The 17,377-nt window shown below is 38.3% G+C and carries 17 protein-coding genes; 8 read left to right on the top strand and 9 right to left on the bottom strand.

Features of this window, described 5'->3' with window-relative positions:
* Nucleotides 1-44: 44 nt before the first annotated feature.
* Nucleotides 45-1,325, top strand: coding sequence for an aspartate kinase (locus RFX69_RS08140; protein WP_001185176.1), 1,281 nt, complete (start codon nucleotides 45-47; stop codon nucleotides 1,323-1,325).
* Between the two features lie 246 nt (nucleotides 1,326-1,571).
* Nucleotides 1,572-1,826, top strand: a complete 255-nt coding sequence (gene csrA, locus RFX69_RS08135) for a carbon storage regulator CsrA (protein WP_000906487.1) — start codon at nucleotides 1,572-1,574, stop codon at nucleotides 1,824-1,826.
* A gap of 70 nt (nucleotides 1,827-1,896) precedes the next feature.
* Here csrA and rnhB read toward each other — a convergent pair whose 3' ends face one another.
* Together rnhB and RFX69_RS08125 are read right to left on the bottom strand one after the other, a co-directional pair.
* Nucleotides 1,897-2,463 (bottom strand): ribonuclease HII, encoded by a 567-nt coding sequence (gene rnhB / locus RFX69_RS08130; protein ID WP_000495832.1) that lies wholly within the window; start codon nucleotides 2,461-2,463, stop codon nucleotides 1,897-1,899.
* A gap of 65 nt (nucleotides 2,464-2,528) precedes the next feature.
* Nucleotides 2,529-2,918, bottom strand: coding sequence for a hypothetical protein (locus RFX69_RS08125; RefSeq protein WP_000735756.1), 390 nt, complete (start codon nucleotides 2,916-2,918; stop codon nucleotides 2,529-2,531).
* 239 nt (nucleotides 2,919-3,157) lie between these two features.
* Here RFX69_RS08125 and RFX69_RS08120 point away from each other — a divergent pair, with 239 nt between their 5' ends.
* A complete protein-coding gene (locus RFX69_RS08120) occupies nucleotides 3,158-3,715 on the top strand; it encodes a cytochrome b (RefSeq protein WP_001111768.1) in 558 nt (185 codons plus the stop codon).
* Nucleotides 3,716-3,758: 43 nt separating this feature from the next.
* On the opposite strand, the gene RFX69_RS08115 is transcribed toward RFX69_RS08120, so the two are convergent.
* The 6 genes from RFX69_RS08115 to RFX69_RS08090 all read right to left on the bottom strand — a co-directional run bounded on the left by RFX69_RS08115 (nucleotide 3,759) and on the right by RFX69_RS08090 (nucleotide 10,539).
* A complete protein-coding gene (locus RFX69_RS08115) occupies nucleotides 3,759-4,757 on the bottom strand; it encodes an adenosine deaminase (protein WP_001077405.1) in 999 nt (332 codons plus the stop codon).
* Between the two features lie 111 nt (nucleotides 4,758-4,868).
* A complete protein-coding gene (locus RFX69_RS08110; protein WP_000729980.1) occupies nucleotides 4,869-6,188 on the bottom strand; it encodes an NCS2 family permease in 1,320 nt (439 codons plus the stop codon).
* 322 nt (nucleotides 6,189-6,510) lie between these two features.
* The gene (locus tag RFX69_RS08105; protein ID WP_000608974.1) at nucleotides 6,511-6,738 is read right to left on the bottom strand and encodes a hypothetical protein; all 228 of its coding nucleotides are present in this window, start codon (nucleotides 6,736-6,738) and stop codon (nucleotides 6,511-6,513) included.
* A 368-nt stretch (nucleotides 6,739-7,106) separates the two neighbouring features.
* Nucleotides 7,107-8,657: an NAD(P)/FAD-dependent oxidoreductase gene (locus RFX69_RS08100; RefSeq protein ID WP_289332833.1), complete on the bottom strand. Its 1,551-nt coding sequence runs from the start codon at nucleotides 8,655-8,657 to the stop codon at nucleotides 7,107-7,109.
* A 23-nt stretch (nucleotides 8,658-8,680) separates the two neighbouring features.
* Nucleotides 8,681-9,511 (bottom strand): SDR family oxidoreductase, encoded by an 831-nt coding sequence (locus tag RFX69_RS08095; RefSeq protein WP_000599996.1) that lies wholly within the window; start codon nucleotides 9,509-9,511, stop codon nucleotides 8,681-8,683.
* A gap of 65 nt (nucleotides 9,512-9,576) precedes the next feature.
* Nucleotides 9,577-10,539: a metal-dependent hydrolase gene (locus tag RFX69_RS08090; protein WP_000226456.1), complete on the bottom strand. Its 963-nt coding sequence runs from the start codon at nucleotides 10,537-10,539 to the stop codon at nucleotides 9,577-9,579.
* 511 nt (nucleotides 10,540-11,050) lie between these two features.
* Here RFX69_RS08090 and RFX69_RS08085 point away from each other — a divergent pair.
* A complete protein-coding gene (locus RFX69_RS08085) occupies nucleotides 11,051-11,773 on the top strand; it encodes a pirin family protein (RefSeq protein ID WP_000459994.1) in 723 nt (240 codons plus the stop codon).
* Nucleotides 11,774-11,837: 64 nt separating this feature from the next.
* On the opposite strand, the gene RFX69_RS08080 is transcribed toward RFX69_RS08085, so the two are convergent.
* Nucleotides 11,838-12,461, bottom strand: a complete 624-nt coding sequence (locus tag RFX69_RS08080; RefSeq protein WP_000107496.1) for a TetR/AcrR family transcriptional regulator — start codon at nucleotides 12,459-12,461, stop codon at nucleotides 11,838-11,840.
* Nucleotides 12,462-12,987: 526 nt separating this feature from the next.
* On the opposite strand from RFX69_RS08080, the gene RFX69_RS08075 reads away from it, so the two are divergent.
* From RFX69_RS08075 to RFX69_RS08060, 4 genes are all read left to right on the top strand, one after another.
* On the top strand, nucleotides 12,988-13,947 hold the full coding sequence (locus RFX69_RS08075; RefSeq protein WP_111810990.1) for a metal-dependent hydrolase: 960 nt from the start codon (nucleotides 12,988-12,990) through the stop codon (nucleotides 13,945-13,947).
* Between the two features lie 62 nt (nucleotides 13,948-14,009).
* Complete coding sequence (locus RFX69_RS08070) at nucleotides 14,010-14,843, top strand: SDR family NAD(P)-dependent oxidoreductase (RefSeq protein WP_000600022.1); 834 nt, start codon at nucleotides 14,010-14,012, stop codon at nucleotides 14,841-14,843.
* A 23-nt stretch (nucleotides 14,844-14,866) separates the two neighbouring features.
* On the top strand, nucleotides 14,867-16,390 hold the full coding sequence (locus tag RFX69_RS08065) for an NAD(P)/FAD-dependent oxidoreductase (protein WP_000126741.1): 1,524 nt from the start codon (nucleotides 14,867-14,869) through the stop codon (nucleotides 16,388-16,390).
* Between the two features lie 111 nt (nucleotides 16,391-16,501).
* Nucleotides 16,502-17,377, top strand: a complete 876-nt coding sequence (locus tag RFX69_RS08060; RefSeq protein ID WP_111810989.1) for a class I SAM-dependent methyltransferase — start codon at nucleotides 16,502-16,504, stop codon at nucleotides 17,375-17,377.

The following is a 17,377-nucleotide window of genomic DNA, read 5'->3' as shown; positions in this document are numbered from 1 at the left end:
GACCCTGACAAGCCTCTCAGGGTCATGGCTTATATGGAACAACTATGGCATTAATCGTTCAAAAATATGGCGGTACTTCTATGGGTACCCCCGAGCGCATTTTAAATGTTGCTCGTCGTGTGAAGCGTTGGCATGATCACGGTCACAAGGTTGTTGTGGTCGTATCTGCAATGAGTGGTGAAACAAACCGCTTACTTGCCCTCGCTAAAGCCATTACCGAAACACCTGACCCACGCGAGTTAGACCAAATGGTTTCAACCGGTGAACAGGTGACGATTTCCATGTTAGCTATGGCACTTAATTCGATTGGTGTGGAAGCTAAATCCTATACCGGACGTCAAGTCGGTATTAAAACTGACAGTGCATTTACTAAGGCGCGTATTGAGTCGATTGACACAGATGTCATGACCAATGACCTAGATGCAGGCCGTGTTATTGTAGTTGCAGGCTTCCAAGGCTTCGATGCCAACGGAAATACTACAACTCTAGGACGTGGCGGTTCAGATACTTCTGGTGTTGCCATTGCAGCTGCCCTAAAAGCAGATGAATGCCAAATTTATACTGACGTTGATGGGGTTTATACTACAGACCCTCGTGTTGCCCCTAAAGCGAAGAAAATCGATCGTATTTCTTTTGAAGAAATGCTAGAAATGGCATCATTAGGTTCTAAAGTTTTACAGATTCGCTCAGTAGAATTTGCCGGAAAATATCAAGTTCCTTTACGCGTATTATCAAGTTTTGATAATGATGACGACGGCGCATTTGACGACGAATTTAAAGAAAATGTAGGTACACTCATTACTACTGAGGCAGAAGACACTATGGAACAGCCAATCATTGCAGGTATCGCTTTTAACCGTGACGAAGCAAAATTAACAATTTTAGGTGTACCTGATGAACCGGGTATTGCTTCTAAAATTTTATCACCAGTAAGTGATGCCAACATTGAAGTGGATATGATAGTCCAAAATGTTGAAGAAGATGGCACAACAGATTTCACGTTTACTGTAAACCGTGTTGATTTAGCAAAAGCTGAAAAAATCTTAAATGAAACTGCCAAAAATATTGGTGCACGTGAAGTTTCAACACGCGATGACATCGTTAAAGTATCTATCGTGGGTGTAGGTATGCGCTCGCATGCGGGTGTAGCAAGCAAAATGTTTACTGCCCTTGCTGACGAAGGTATTAACATCCTTATGATTTCAACATCTGAAATTAAGGTTTCTGTCATTATTGATGAAAAATACCTTGAGCTTGCAGTTCGTTGCTTACATACCGCTTTTGGTTTAGATCGTGAACATGGTGAAAGTAGCGCACGCGCTTAATTTTACCGAACGGTCAAGAATTCATTAAAAAATGTTTACTTGTCCGACAATAATCAAAGAAAACACAGAGCCGCTATAGTTTTTTTTATAGCGGCTCTGTTATATTAAACGGAAAGTTTTTTGACAGTGATTATCAAAATATGACTTTGTTCTCATATTTCTGTTAGAATCTGACTGAAAACTGAGGTTGAGCTTTTTATTTGGGTACCAATATTGCAGTTTTAAGCGTTTAGCAAGGAGATAAACATGCTGATTCTGACCCGCCGTGTCGGGGAAACATTAATGATTGGGGATCAAGTCAGTGTTACTGTGCTTGGCGTCAAAGGAAACCAAGTTCGAATTGGTGTAAATGCACCAAAAGAGGTTTCTGTTCATCGCGAAGAAATTTATCAACGTATTCAACATGAACGTGCAATGCATGAACACCTTCAACATCTTGATCAAGATTATCAAGTTTCATATGAAGATGATAATTATGCACAGAAAAACTTCAATCGTTAGTATGAAGTTGTTCTCTCCCTAATTAAAGCGACTTTATAGTCGCTTTAAATTTTTTTGGGAATATATAAATTTATAGACCTAATGCGCGTTTTACAGGTGCATAACTACGACGGTGTTGATCAATCACGCCATGAGCTGCAATGGCTTCAAAGTGTGCTTTGGTTGGATACCCCTTATGTTTGGCAAAACCAAATAATGGATATTGTTGATCTAATTCTGCCATTTGACGATCACGCGTAACTTTAGCCAAGATACTCGCCGCACTAATCTCGGCATGGCTTGCATCTCCCCCTACAATCGCCTCGCAAGGAATAATAATTCCTTTGGGAATTTGATTGCCGTCTACAATTACCTTTTGAGGTTGTGTTTTCAGACCATCCACTGCACGTTGCATAGCCAAAAAAGTTGCCTGCAAGATATTCAGCTCATCAATTTCTGCATGTGTAGCTTCTGCTATTGACCATGCTAAAGCTTTTTCTTGAATTTCAATAAACAACTTTTCACGTTTCTTTTCAGTTAATTTTTTAGAGTCATTTAATCCTAAAATTGGATTATTCGGATCTAAAATAACAGCTGCAGCAACAACAGAACCCACTAATGGGCCTCGTCCTGCCTCATCTACGCCTGCAACAAACATGTATACTCCAATGAAAAAGAGGCCGATTTATATGAATCGGCCTTCTTTAATGCTTAAAACATCAATTATTTTTGTAAAGCTTCTGCCACACAAGCATTTACAGTTTTAGAAACCACTTGGTTTACGATTGTAGCACGTGCATTCACGTCAAGCGCAGCAGCAGCTAATTCTACTGCAGTCACACTATTTGGTGCTTTTTCACTTACACAGCCGCAAACATTCGTTTGGATGCTATCACGCTGTTCAGCAGTCATATATTTTGTTGCTGTCTTCCATGCAGCAACATTATTAATTTCTGTAATACATTTCGCATTAACAGCAACTTTTAAAGCAGCTACGCCTAACTGTTGAGTTGTCGTTTGTGCAGAAGCACCGCCAGTACCGGTACCTGTAGTGGTTGCACATGCAGTTAAAGCTAAAACAACTGGTGCTACAGCGAGCATCAATTTTTTCATCATTTTTTCCTTTGATCGAACGTAAGCAGCGCGTATTTTGCCTAAACTTGTGCTTAGAAGAAACAAATAAATTGATGCATTTATGCAAATTAAGTCCCTTAATCTCCAGCTCAACTTAACCGTGTTTTTTTAAATTGAAGCGTTCTGTTTATAGCACGCTCTGTTACGGGAACAACATTTCTCAAATTTAACAGTTTCCCATAAAATCTAGCGCTAGAATGACAAAAAAAGGGTCTTTTATGCCTGCCTCAACCTCTCAATACTACACCCGTACTGCACAGATTCTGCATTGGGTCATGGCCATCATTTTTATCACTGCTTGGGTGATTGGTTTCTATAGTGGAAATTTTCTAAGTTATGACGTTGATGGCAGTTTTAAAGGCGATGTCATTACACTACATAAGAATATCGCCACAACCATTATCTTCCTCGTGGTCATTCGTCTGTTTTGGCGTTACACCCATCCTGCCCCACAATTACCTGACACGATGTCACCAACAATGAAAACTTTAGCTCACATCGGACATTTATTACTGTATGTGATTTTAGTCGCTTTACCAGTCACTGGCTGTTTATTTAGCTGGAGTGCTGGTCACCCTGCTCCGGTTTTATATTTATTTGAAATTCCACGCCTAGTGCAAGATAATCCTGAGTTATTAGCCATTGTTAAGCCATTACATATTTATATTTCATGGTTTGCAGGTTTACTTATTGTTGGACATGTACTTGCAGCTTTAAAACATCACTTTGTAGATAAAGACAATGTTTTAAACAGTATGACCAAACAACCTAAATAAATTCAATGTAAAAAAACCGCCTATCACAGGCGGTTTTTTTTATTTAGATTTTCTGAATTTCTGAAATCCACTTTTGTTTCTCTTCATCTGAAATGAAAGAGGCTTCAAAAGAGTTAATTGCGAGTTGCTTCAACTCATCATTAGTTAAATCTAATGCCTGTTGAATGGCAAAGAAATTATCATTCATATAACCACCGAAATATGAAGGATCATCTGAGTTAACAGTCACGTGTACGCCTTTTTGTAAAAGACGACGGATATTGTGATCTTTCATATCCTTAACAACACATAGCTTTAAGTTACTTAAAGGACAAACCGTTAATGGCATTTTTTCATTAATTAAACGAGCCATTAATTGTTCGTCTTCTTCAGAACGCACGCCGTGGTCAATACGGTTTACTTTGAGCAGGTCTAAAGCCTCCCATACATATTCAGGTGGGCCTTCCTCACCTGCGTGAGCCACGATTAAGAAGCCTTCTTCACGCGCTTTAGCAAAAACACGTTCAAATTTAGCTGGTGGATGGCCTACTTCGCTTGAATCAAGTCCTACAGCGATAATATCTTGTTTAAACGGTAAAGCTTGCTCAAGCGTTTCAAATGCAGCTTCTTCGCTTAAATGACGTAAGAAACACATGATCAGCTGAGAACTGATACCAAATTTGGCTTTTGCGTCAGCACATGCACGTTTAAGCCCATTGATCACGGTTGCAAAAGCAATACCACGGTCAGTATGAGTTTGCGGATCGAAGAACATTTCTGTATGAACGACACGATCTTCCGCACACTTTTCAAAATATGCCCATGCTAAATCGTAGAAATCTTGCTCATGAACAAGAACATTTGCACCAGCATAGTAAATATCTAAAAATGATTGAAGATTGTGAAAGTTATAAGCTTGCTTTACTTCTTCAACAGATTTGTAAGGAATCTGAATCTGATTACGCTGTGCAATGGCAAACATTAATTCAGGTTCAAAGGTCCCTTCAATATGCACATGCAACTCGGCTTTTGGTAAGGCCTGAATCAGCTCGACTTGATTCATATTAACTCCACATCTAAAGAAAAAAGGGTGTGGTAAGCACACCCTTCTATAATTTCCTTCTTATATCCCTATCACTAAAATAGTTCTAGAAGGAAATTATAAACAATCGTATTAACCGCCAAAGGCGATGAATTTAAATACCCAAAGGGCAGCAATAATCCACACCATATATGGAACAGTTTTTGCCTTACCCGTAAATAATTTAACTAATGCATAGCTGATAAAGCCCATTGCAATACCATCTGCAATTGAGTAAGCAAATGGCATAAATACAATCGTTAAAAAGGCTGGTACAGCTTCTGTAATATCATCCCAATCGATGTGAGTGATCCCTTGGATCATCAATACACCAATGAACAATAAAGCGGGTGCTGTTGCAAAACCCGGCACAGATTGAGCAAGAGGTGCCAAGAATAAACAGCAAATAAATAAGAAAGCGACAACTACCGCGGTTAAACCTGTACGTCCACCTGCTGCTACACCTGAAGCCGATTCAATATATGGCGTAGTTGATGATGTACCTAATGCAGCACCAGCAACGATTGCAGTAGAGTCAGCAAATAGCGCTTTTTTCAAACGTGGCAATTTACCATCTTGTAAAAGGCCGGCACGGTGTGAAACGCCAACCAAAGTACCTGTACTGTCAAACAAGTCAACAATAAAGAATACGAAGATGACACCAACCATACTTGCGGTAAACAACCCTTCAAAGTCCATTTGCATGAATGTTGGTGCAATTGAAGGAATTTCACCAACCACACCCTTAAATTCATTTAGACCTAAAGCTGTGGCAATTGCTGTAACGACTAAAATACTAATAATAATCGCACCGCGGACTTTAAGCTGATGCAAAATTACGATAAGTAAAAAACCAAATAAAGCTAATAATACAGTAGGTTGTTTAATATCGCCCAAACCGACCAATGTTGCTTGGTTCGCGACAATAATTCCGGCATTTTTTAACGCAATGAGCGCAAGGAATAAACCAATACCACCACCTATCGCAAATTTAAGCGACATCGGGATTGCATTGACAATCGCCTCACGAATTTTAAAGAAACTAATCGCAAGGAATACCACACCTGAAACAAAAACAGCAGCTAAAGCTGTCTGCCATGGCACTCCCATGCCCATACAAACCGAATAGGTAAAATAAGCATTAAGCCCCATACCGGGTGCCAAGGCGATTGGATAATTAGCAATAATACCCATCACTAAGCAACCGATTGCTGCTGCCAAACAGGTCGCAACGAATACGGCGCCATGATCCATGCCGGTTTCAGATAAAATGAGTGGATTGACAATGATGATGTAGCACATTGTTAAAAATGTAGTTACACCAGCAAGAACTTCTGTTCGAAACGTGGTTTTATTGTCGCTTAACTTAAATAAACGCTCTAACCACCCTGCCGAAGAATTGGGCGCCGCCATAAGTAGCCTCTATGCAAAATCTGAGCTGTGGAATATGTACTTCTATGTAGGTATCTGAGCAATCTTGTTTTTCTGTTCAGATCTCTAGACAAAAATCTTAAATAGACGAAGCAACAAATATGCCACTCATTTGATTTCTGCTGTCATACACAGAAAATAGCCACAGCCCCTCTTGAAACACAAAAAAGCTGCATAACCCCTATGCAGCTTTTTTACTATACGTTCAATAAGTTTAACAGATTCAACAGCAACATGATCAAAATTTATGAAAAGATATGATCAATGGCACACTTTTTAAAGCAAATCTCAATCGGCACTGTGCTTAGAAAAAAACTTTTTTATCACTGATATATTTTTGCAAATTATATGAAGCTAAATTGCTATGACTAACACGGTTAGGATTACGTTCGATGGTCTGCAAATTTTTTTCAGCTTCTTGGATGATCCTCATGAGCTCTTGATGTCTTTTATTTTGGGTATCTAAATATGCCCAATATCCTAATACAAATACAATACTCACGCATAACACTATTAATACTTTATTGATCATTATTATTATCTCTATGTTTTTAATGTTAATGATCTTAACAAAAAAAAATAAGGTTGTGAATACTTTCACATTTATTTACAATAATTATTAACCACACAAGTTATTGATATAAAAATGTTTTTTAATATACAATTTAAAAAATTGATTAAAAAGAAAACTTTTCACTTAAAAATTCATTTTTAAAAATAGCTATATTATTTTAAATGGAACTTATATAAAATTCTTGGCCCATTTTTATTTTTAAGTATATTTAAATTTATCGTTTACTTTAACTTCATTATATTATTTATTGAATTTTCATATATTTCTTTCATTATTTAATAGTAAAAAGCCCACCTTAATCAATAAAGTGGGCTTTTATAAATTAATTAACCTGCGACTTCTTCAACTTTAGGTTTTACTTTTACAAGATCAGCTTCATAGATGACCTCATATTCTTCTAAATTTAAATGATGTAAACGCTGTCTAAGCTTTTTCAATGACCATGGCCATGCTGCAAAGTTGCGACCATTTGCATCAAGGTAATAACTCTTACAACCACCACTATTGAATACTGTGGTTTGTAAATGCTTTTGTACAAGCTCATTATGCTTTTTAATTATTTCTGATTTTACAGAAAGTTTAGCAATACCTTTCGCTTTCATTTGCAATAAACCATCTACAATATATTGCAGTTGGGCTTCAGCAAGACCAATGAATGAGTCGTAAACCAAGACATTTGGCCCTAGCATAAGAAATGCGTTCGGCACATTTTCAATGTTGGTTCCTAGGTAAGCTTCCGGTGAGGAGTCTTTCCAGAGTTCTGCCAGACATTCCCCTTTTTCGTTATGTACCCGTTTACCAATGGGTGGATGAGACACTTCAAAACCTGTACCCCAAATAATCACATCTACTTCGTGACGTTCACCGTTAGCTGCAACCACGGTGTTGCCTTCCACTTTAACTAAGCCATGTGGAATAAGTGTGGTATTCGGTGCTTGTAATGCTGGATAATAGTTATTGGCAAATAAAATACGTTTACAGCCAATATCAAAGTTAGGTGTGACGTTTTTACGTAAAACCGGATCTTTAATTTGTAACTTTAATAGTTGTTTTGCAGCAAAATTGACAGGCTTTAAAGCTTTTGGGTTGCGTAAACCAAAATTGATGACATTTAAGGTGCCTGCTACAGTCTGGCGCCAAGTGGCCTGTATTTTTGGGTATTTGGCAATAATTGATTTACTCAACTCCCCCAAATCCGTATCCGGTTTTGGCAGTACCCAAGGGGCTGTACGTTGGAATACAAACAGTTCTTTTGCTTTAGGCTGAATTTGGGGCACAAACTGGATGGCAGATGCACCAGTACCAATCACGGCAATACGTTTTCCCGTAAGGTCATAGGCATGGTTCCATTTCGCCGAATGGAACATTTCACCAGTAAAGGTATCTAAACCTTCAAGGCGTGGAATCTGCGCCTCAGTAATTGGGCCTGTAGCAAATAGAACTGTTTTAGTAATATATAAACCAGAGCTTGTCTCTAGTTTCCAGACATTTTTTACATTGTCCCATTCCGCTTTTAATAGTTCGGTATTGAATTCAATTAAGGACTCAATATCAAACTCACGACTAACATCTTCTAAATAACTTAAAATTTCCGGCTGACGTGCAAATAAATGGCTCCATTTTGCACTTGGAGCAAACGAGTAAGAGTACAGAGCCGAAGGTACATCACAACCACAGCCCGGATAGGTATTTTCACGCCAAGTACCACCGACGCGGCTTGCTTTTTCAATAATTTTAAAATTGGTTAAGCCTGCTTCGTTTAGCTTAATTGCAGCAGCAAGACCAGAAATACCCGCACCGACAATAAAAGTGTCATAAATATGTGCAACTTCTTGGGTTTTACGGGTGCGTGTATTTGTTCTAGGTTTAGTGACCATAATTTTTCTGCCTATACAAAATTTTATTTAAATAACTGATACGAAAGCCCAAGGAACTTTGCATATAGCGTTGGAGATGTCCTTTTCATAAGCCAGAATAATTTGGCGTCGATCTGTGGCGTGGTGTAGAGCTGCCCACGATCTAATCGATTCAATGTTAAAGTTGCAACTGCATCGCTGGTCGTCATGGCATAGTTCATGAGTGCATGGTCTGCAAGCTTGGAATAACGCCCCGGAATACGACCATTTTTAATGATATTGGTTGGCACCAAAGTCGGGCAAAGTACATTGACTTTAATATTGAATTTGCGAAGCTCGGCTGAAAGGGTTTCTGATAATGCCAAAACACCCGCTTTCGTTACATTGTAGACACTCATTTCTGGTGCTGCGGTATACGACGCGGCAGAAGCCACATTAATGATTGCACCGTAACCTAGTTTTTTGAACTTTGGCACAAATGCATGACAACCATGAATAACACCCCACAGATTTACATGCATACACCATTTCCAGTCTTCCAAACTCATTTCATCAAATTTGCCACCTAGACCTACGCCAGCATTATTAATAATGAGAGTTACAGGATGATCAAGTAACTGCTCTGCCTGATCAGCCAAAGTCTGTACTTGTTCTGCTTGCCCAACATCGCACTGTACAGCAAATGCTTTTTGTCCCAACTGTTCAATTAACTTTACGGTTTCTTCAGCAGCTTCTAAATTAATATCTGCGCAGACTACGCTGCCACCACGTTTTGCCAGTTCAACTGCAAAGCTTCGTCCAATCCCACTGCCTGCCCCAGTTACGACCGCATATGCGTTTCGGCTCGGCTGGTCTTTCTTACCAAATAAAATCATAGTAAATCCTAAAAAACTTTAGGGAGATGGCAGTAATTGTCATATTACTGCCATGACCAATAGGCTTATGAAACTGCACGAACTGGTGGTGTAAATTCCTTCACAAAGTAAGGCGCAATTGCACCGCCCTCGTTAAGTAATTTCTTTTTGTAGTACTCCAGATATTCGGTCGTGTCATGGTCATTTGGATGGAAGTCTGGACGTAAGTAATCAAAAATCTGACCAATGGTGCTACCAAATACGCCATCTTTTGGACTAAAAATTAAGTTGACGCCACGACGTGCATCTTTCCAGAATTTTCTGGTCAACAGTTCTTTTGGCTTACGCAGTAGAGGTACAAATAACGTTGCTGTTGGAATAAGCCCTAAAATGGTAATGAAAGCCATTAAAAAGCCCGTTGCCCGTAACGGATAATTACCGTTTAAAACCTGATAGACGTCATAAGCAATATCTTTATGCTCAGATTCTTCAAGCATATGCCACATCCATAAGGCACGACTTTTGGCATCGTCGGTATAATAGAAATTCTTTTCATGCTTCATCATGTATTCGGCAAGTACCGCCGTAAAATGTTCAATACCCGCCATGAGTGAAAGCTTTAATGGCTGCGGGAATTTTAAGAACACATATTTAAAGAAGTTCTCACCCAAGAAACGATAAAAATCGACCGGATATTCCAGCTCTTTAATTGCATCATTGAACTCATTATGCAATTTTGAATGGATGGCTTCTTGACCAATCAGCGATGTAACACGCTGTTTTAAAATCGGATCTTGAATAAATTCACGGTGGTGACGAGCTGTTTCAATCACCAGATCTTCACCATAGGTCAAAAAAACCGAAAGCGTTGCAAAGAACAAAGTTGCAAACTGGTTGTTGACGTAAAACTCGATATCAATTTCTTTACCATCAAACCCGATATTTAAATGGCGAATTGGGATAGTCCCTTTATTTGAGAAATCTATCTTTTGATACTGAGCTATAACTGATTTAGGAGAAATAATATTTCGGATAGCTTGAGCGACCATTTTCGACACCCTATAAAATTTGTTAAATACAAGGCAGCGTCGAATCAAACAGCTAAAGTTGTCTTTGGATTATTTCTTGCAATCTTTAACTGCTCTCGAACAAAAATTTGCTCGAATACCTCTGCCTTGTCATGTTTTATGAACTTAAGCGTTGTTAAGTTCACCAAATCAGGTTAAATAGTGCGCTTGCTATAACACTCGAACAAGGACAAAAAAAGCCAATCCATTTTGAAACTTTTTGCCAACTCAAATATTTTTCGATTATTTTAAATTATTTATATAAACTACTATTATTCATTATTATTTAAATAAAATACATTTGTCCTAAAATGATAAAAACATGGCTTAAAAAGATAACAGACGAAACTTTCTGCCTATTTCTATAGATGCCTCAGTTCTATATTTGAGCGTTCCAAAAATCACACCAAGCTTTCTGTTTTTAGAGCTTTATTGCACAAATGAAAACGATAAACTGCATTCAGAGAAAAAAATTGGATGAGGAGAATAAATCATGTTTGATATGCGTTTATCTCATGAGCGTGGTGCAGCACATCATGGCTGGTTACAGTCGAAACACACGTTTTCATTTGCAAATTATTGGGATCCGAAACAAGTTGGCTTTTCAGATTTACTTGTAATTAATGACGATACTGTTGCTCCATCAAAAGGCTTTGGTACTCACCCTCACCGTAACATGGAAATTATTTCTTATGTGCTTGAAGGTGCGTTAGAACATAAAGACTCAATGGGTACAGGTTCGGTTATTGTGCCTGGTGATATTCAGTTAATGAGCGCAGGCCGTGGGGTTGCACATAGTGAATTTAATCACTCTGCTCAAGAAAATGTGCACTTCTTGCAAATTTGGGTAGTTCCAAATGAAGTGAACACAACACCAGGCTATCAACAATTGCATATTTCCGAGGAAGACAAACGCGGCAAATTGCACTTGATGATTTCACCAAAAGGTGGCGAAAAAACTTTATCCATCAAACAAGACATTAATATTTATTCAGGTCTTTTTGATGGTGAAGAAACAGCAGAGTTTGCAATTCCAGAAGGTCGTTATGTTTACCTACATGTGGCAAAAGGCCGTATTGATGTAAACGGCAAAACCTTTAATACCGGTGATGCTGCGCGTATTCGCGATGGAGGCAAGTTATCATTTACTAATGGTGACAATGCTGAAATTCTGATTTTTGATATGCGTCCGGAAGAAATTCCAACCATGCCATAAATAGTAAAAACACCTGCGTAGAAGTATACGCAGGTGTTTTTTATCACATTTGAAAAACTAAAAATTATGATTGATCTTCTGAGCGTGCCATTTCGGTATTGATATAACTCATGATCATAGTTGTTAGCCCCTGCACCATTTCATCAAAACTAATAAATGGGTTGGGTAAAATAAGATGTCTTGCAACATTAAAAATACCGCTATTAATACAAATATAGGTAATTACAGGTAAGTTATTAATTTTTAAATATTTAGGATTATGCATCATATACTTCATGATGACTTCCATTAAAGCCTGTTCAATTTTTGGAATATATTTATCGTATTGCAACTCACCTGCATAACGTAAAACGGTTAAATAACGGTCATTATTTTTCTTTAATAAATCACTGAACGTATAAAAAATCATTTCAATGACAGGTTCTAACTCCAACTCTAAAATTGTAGGAGTTAGCTCTTTAATCATGTCGAGAATTTCACTCACAAAGTAGTGATTCATCGCATCGTAGATTTCTTCTTTGTTTTTAAAATACTCATAGAGTGACCCCACACTTACCCCTGCAATTTCTGCAATATGACGTGTGGTGGTACCACTTGGTCCATGCAATGCTACGGCAATAAAACCTGCTTCAATAATGGTATCGACAGTGACTTTGGCTCGTGCCTGACGGGGCTTTCGCGTAGACATATTTTCTTATAAATAATCCGAACATAAGCTCAGATTAGCATGTAATTTAGCCCTACCCTAATAAAAAAACAAAATCCGAATAGTTGTCAACTTTCATGAAATATTTCTTTTAAAACTACAATGAAATACAGTTATAAGTTCTTTTATGTTTGAATATTTCTTTTTAATTACATTAAAATATTTAAATAAAAATCAATATATTAATAAATTTTAAAACTAATTTTTTATTTTATAAAAACATGAAACTTTAGGTTTAGAAACTTGAAAAGTTACCCGAATTGAATCCGAACATAAACTCAGATTAACATGAAAAAATCTAAAAAGAGGTTGAGCCGTTTTACTGAACTTTCCTCTTTTTCCCGTTATTCAGTCAAATAATCACACAAATAACGGAGCAACATCACCGTAGTCAGTAAGCAGAGAAAACTGCTTTTTGAAAATGGAATTTACAGTGTCCTGTTGCAAATCAAAGCTTTTTGATTTTCGACATAGCCGCACTATCACTGATTGATCTGAAGGTGTCACCATGATCTCGACCACAGTTAAAAAATCACTAAACAAAATTAAATTTTACCGTGAAATCGAGTTACCGGATTTTGCCAGTAAAAAATCCATCCCAATCCGTCATTTAAATATCGGATTTGAAGGTAAAGAGATTGATGTTGAATTCTATATGAATAATCAATTTGCCACGATGTTTTTTGCTACGCTTTCAGTATTTCTAACTTATGGTGAAGATCTGGTGATTGAAACAGCTCGTCATCACCGTGAATTTATTCAAGATCCAGTTTTAAAACAGCGTGTTACTTCATTGATTGGACAAGAGGCGATTCATTCTAAGTTACACAATGAATATAACGATGCGCTTAAAGATGTTGAATACCCTGTCGATTTATACCGTTTCTTGGGTGAAAACTTCTTTAAATATGTGTTTTTGAAATTCCCGCAACCGCTTAAATTATCGATGATGGCCGGTATTGAGCATTTTACTGCGGTACTTGCCGAATACATGATGAAGCACGAAAAGAATTTCTACTATTCAGATGATGCAAAAAGCCGTGCTTTATGGATGTGGCATATGCTTGAAGAATCTGAGCATAAAGATATTGCCTATGATGTATATCAATTACTCAATGGTAGCTACCTACTACGAGCTTCTGGCTTCTTCTTAGCTTTCTTTACTATTTTAGGTTTGATCCCAGCAACTACCTTGTTTATTCCGGTTTTAAGAAAACCACAGGAAATGTTGACTAGAAAATTCTGGAAAGACGCGCGCCGTGGTGTAGGACTTATTTTTGGTCCAAAAGATGGTGTATTTGGTAGCACCATTGGCCAGATTTTCGATTATTTACGTCCTGACTTCCATCCAAATGACCATGACACGACCGAATATCTGGAGTACTACAAAGACAAATTACTCAAAGAAGGCGGCGCGATTGCACCTTACTTTGTGAAGGAATTTACCCCACCTGTACGCTTGTCTTAACTGGCTTACAACCAGTCATTACTTAATGGCTGGTGTTCCTTAAATCTATTTCGGGATGAATCATGATTTTATTTGGCAAAAAGAAAGTTAAACCAAGCCAAAAAGCTTATGCCGTCGTGACGGGTGCAGGCAGTGGAATTGGACGAAGTTTTGCAATTGAACTGGCAAAACGTGGTGGCAGCGTAGTCTGCGCAGATATTAATTTAGAAGCTGCTGAAGAAACTGTAACATTGCTTGAACAACAGGGTGCAAAAGCATTTGCAATGCATTGTGACGTAGGCAACCCTGAACATGTCACAAATTTGGCTGAAACTGCTGAAATTTTACTTAGTCATCCTGTCACCCTTGTCATTAATAATGCGGGTGTAGGTTTGGGCGGTAAGTTTGACGAACTCAGCCTAGAAGACTGGAACTGGGTCATGAATATTAACCTATGGGGTGTTATTCATGGTTGTCATGCATTTGTGCCAAAGTTCAAAAAACTAGGTTACGGCGCAATTATTAATGTAGCTTCTGCGGCGTCTTATACCGCAGCACCAGAAATGACTGCCTATAACGTAACGAAAGCTGGAGTCCGTGCGTTGTCTGAAACACTTTCGGCTGAACTTCGCAAATTCAACATTAAAGTCAATGTGCTCTGCCCGACTTTGGTGCCTACCAATATCATTAAAAATGGTCGTATTCCGGGCCGTTATTCAAAACTTGCAGACCATGCGCTCATGAACTACGCACTCACCACAAGTGATGATGTAGCCAAACTGACACTTAACCGTCTTGATCAGGATGAGCTTTATACCATTCCTCAAATCGATGCGAAGTTGTTCTGGCTGATGAAACGTGCATCACCAAGTTTGTATACCAAGTTTCTTGGTACCTCTTACAAATTATTTAAATAAGAAATTTTATAGGTAGTACCCATATGACTGCTCAAATGAAAACAAATGCATCAGCAAAAAAAGCTGTCAATTCACCTCACCATATTTACGATACCTTTATTGTCGGTGCCGGAATTTCCGGTATCGCCGCAGCGATTCGTCTCGACCAAGTTGGCTATACCAACTATAAAATTATTGAAAAAGCAGGACGTGTGGGTGGCACTTGGCGTGAAAACACCTATCCGGGCTGTGGCTGCGATGTACCGTCGGCTTTGTATTCTTATTCGTTTGCGCCTAGTGCAAAATGGAGTCACTTATTTGCGCGTCAGCCGGAAATCTTAAGTTATTTAGAAGATGTAAGTAACGAGTTTAATATCACGTCTAAAATTGAGTTTAATAACGAACTGCTCAATGCCGCTTGGGATGAATCACGCCATTTGTGGGTACTTGATACAACTACTGGTCAATATCTATCTCGAACTGTTATTTTTGCAACAGGTCCAATTACCGAAGCCCAGATTCCACGTCTTGAAGGTTTGGATACCTTTACAGGCGAAATGTTCCATTCAGCGAAATGGAATCATGACTACGACCTTACTGGAAAACGCATTGCTGTAATTGGTACAGGTGCATCTGCTATCCAGTTTGTGCCACAAATTCAACCTAAAGCCAAAGAGCTATTTGTGTTCCAACGTACAGCTCCTTGGGTACTGCCAAAACCGGATACAGACTTAGGTGAGTTTAGTAAATCAATTATTGCAAAATATCCAGCGATTCAGGCAAGTTGGCGTAAAAGTGTAGCGCTAACCCTCAATGCGATTAATTTTGGTTTACGTAACCCACTTGCACTAAAACCAGTAAATGTACTCGGCAAGCAATTACTTAAACTTCAAATTGCAGACCCTGAGTTACGTAAAAACGTAACGCCTAATTTTGATATTGGCTGTAAACGTATTTTGTTTGCTAACAATTACTACCCTGCACTACAAGCACCAAATACCACGCTTATTCCACATGGCTTAGTTAAAGTCGAAGGCAATACGGTGATTGCAGCTAATGGCGAACGCCATGAAGTTGATGTGATTATTTGGGGTACAGGTTTTGAAGTATCTCACCCACCAATCGGCAAACGTGTGTTTAATGAAAAAGGCCAACGTTTAAATGATTTGTGGAAAAATAGTTCACCGGAAGCTTACTTAGGAACTAACATTGAAAATGTACCAAATGCATTCTTAGTATTGGGACCAAACGTACTGGTTTATGACTCATTTATTGGTTTGGCAGAAGCACAGCTCGACTATATTGTAGATGGCTTGTTAAAAATTAAAAACAAAGGAATTAGCAAGTTAAATGTTAAGGCTGATGTAATTAAAAAGCACAACGACTTGGTGCAAAAGCATCTTCAAACCACTGTATTCAATAGTGGTGGCTGTAAGAGTTATTACCTTGACGCTAACGGTCGCAACTTTGCAGCATGGCCGTGGTCATTGAAAAAGCTTAAACAACGTTTGAAAAAACTAGATTTGAAGGATTATGAAGTTACATATCAAATGTCAAAGACACATTAATTTGTAAATTTGACCAAATCAGTTGTAAGGAATGGGCAGTGTATTTTAGATTTTCATGAAATACACTGCCTTCTTCATTCAGTCTTCAAGAAATAAAAGAACAGGTTAAAGATGAAAGAAGGTCAATCAAGCCGTACTGCCGAAGCCGCTGCTGCTTTACGTGCGAATCACTTTAAAAATACGATAAATCCTGTATTTTCAGATCCCTATGCTTTTGAAATGACCAGTAAAGGCTGGAAAAAGCTTTTATCTACACCACTCATTGTTAACTTAATGAATTCACCCATTTTAAACCGTACCTTAGGTTTATTGAGTGGACAGGTTGTCGGCCGATCACGTTATGCCGAGGACTTACTGAATCAAGCTGTTCAACACAATATTAAGCAATATGTTTTGGTTGGAGCGGGTTTAGACTCTTTTGTACTCCGAAAATCACAGCATTATCCAACTTTAAAAATTTTTGAAGTTGACCATCCTGATACTCAGGCTGCCAAACAATCTAAACTCAAAAAATTAGGCGAACTTCCCTCTACTGTTGAATTTGTTTCTATTAATTTTGAAAAAGAATCTATCTCTGAAGCGCTTGCCCGAAGTCGCTATGTACGAAAAGCTCCGGCTTTCTTTTCTTGGCTGGGCACCACTCATTATTTAAAGCCGGACACTACGCTACAAACTTTAAAAAGTATTGCTGAGTTTGCTGCAAACGGTAGCGAAGTGGTACTCGACTATTCGACCGATTTTCAGGAATTAAAAGGTATTGAGCGACTTGGGAGTATGGGCGTTGCACAGTTTACCCATTTGCTCAAAGAACCTTTATTAGGTCAATTTAAACCTTCAGATTTACATCAGGCGGTTGAAAAAATGGGTTTTGAAGTAGTCGAAGACTTGTCTGGTGAAGCTATTACTGAACGTTATTTTTATAACCGTGCCGACAATATACGCCATACATCAGCGACGCGCTTATTGCATTTGCGTTTAAAGAAATAA

This window comes from Acinetobacter sp. 148 (assembly GCF_031196675.1).
In the GTDB taxonomy this organism is placed as follows: Bacteria; Pseudomonadota; Gammaproteobacteria; order Pseudomonadales; family Moraxellaceae; genus Acinetobacter; species Acinetobacter baumannii.
This window is presented reverse-complemented; position numbering and strand designations above follow the sequence as displayed.

Excerpts from the sequence above, each read along its gene's own strand:
- RFX69_RS08085 (WP_000459994.1), top strand. The coding sequence starts at position 11,051 with ATGTTTGATATGCGTTTATCTCATGAGCGTGGTGCAGCACATCATGGC.
- RFX69_RS08125 (WP_000735756.1), bottom strand. The coding sequence starts at position 2,918 with ATGAAAAAATTGATGCTCGCTGTAGCACCAGTTGTTTTAGCTTTAACT.
- RFX69_RS08115 (WP_001077405.1), bottom strand. The coding sequence starts at position 4,757 with ATGAATCAAGTCGAGCTGATTCAGGCCTTACCAAAAGCCGAGTTGCAT.
- RFX69_RS08090 (WP_000226456.1), bottom strand. The coding sequence starts at position 10,539 with ATGGTCGCTCAAGCTATCCGAAATATTATTTCTCCTAAATCAGTTATA.
- RFX69_RS08070 (WP_000600022.1), top strand. The coding sequence starts at position 14,010 with ATGATTTTATTTGGCAAAAAGAAAGTTAAACCAAGCCAAAAAGCTTAT.
- RFX69_RS08060 (WP_111810989.1), top strand. The coding sequence starts at position 16,502 with ATGAAAGAAGGTCAATCAAGCCGTACTGCCGAAGCCGCTGCTGCTTTA.
- RFX69_RS08095 (WP_000599996.1), bottom strand. The coding sequence starts at position 9,511 with ATGATTTTATTTGGTAAGAAAGACCAGCCGAGCCGAAACGCATATGCG.
- RFX69_RS08120 (WP_001111768.1), top strand. The coding sequence starts at position 3,158 with ATGCCTGCCTCAACCTCTCAATACTACACCCGTACTGCACAGATTCTG.
- rnhB (WP_000495832.1), bottom strand. The coding sequence starts at position 2,463 with ATGTTTGTTGCAGGCGTAGATGAGGCAGGACGAGGCCCATTAGTGGGT.
- RFX69_RS08140 (WP_001185176.1), top strand. The coding sequence starts at position 45 with ATGGCATTAATCGTTCAAAAATATGGCGGTACTTCTATGGGTACCCCC.
- RFX69_RS08110 (WP_000729980.1), bottom strand. The coding sequence starts at position 6,188 with ATGGCGGCGCCCAATTCTTCGGCAGGGTGGTTAGAGCGTTTATTTAAG.
- RFX69_RS08105 (WP_000608974.1), bottom strand. The coding sequence starts at position 6,738 with ATGATCAATAAAGTATTAATAGTGTTATGCGTGAGTATTGTATTTGTA.
- csrA (WP_000906487.1), top strand. The coding sequence starts at position 1,572 with ATGCTGATTCTGACCCGCCGTGTCGGGGAAACATTAATGATTGGGGAT.
- RFX69_RS08065 (WP_000126741.1), top strand. The coding sequence starts at position 14,867 with ATGACTGCTCAAATGAAAACAAATGCATCAGCAAAAAAAGCTGTCAAT.
- RFX69_RS08080 (WP_000107496.1), bottom strand. The coding sequence starts at position 12,461 with ATGTCTACGCGAAAGCCCCGTCAGGCACGAGCCAAAGTCACTGTCGAT.
- RFX69_RS08100 (WP_289332833.1), bottom strand. The coding sequence starts at position 8,657 with ATGGTCACTAAACCTAGAACAAATACACGCACCCGTAAAACCCAAGAA.
- RFX69_RS08075 (WP_111810990.1), top strand. The coding sequence starts at position 12,988 with ATGATCTCGACCACAGTTAAAAAATCACTAAACAAAATTAAATTTTAC.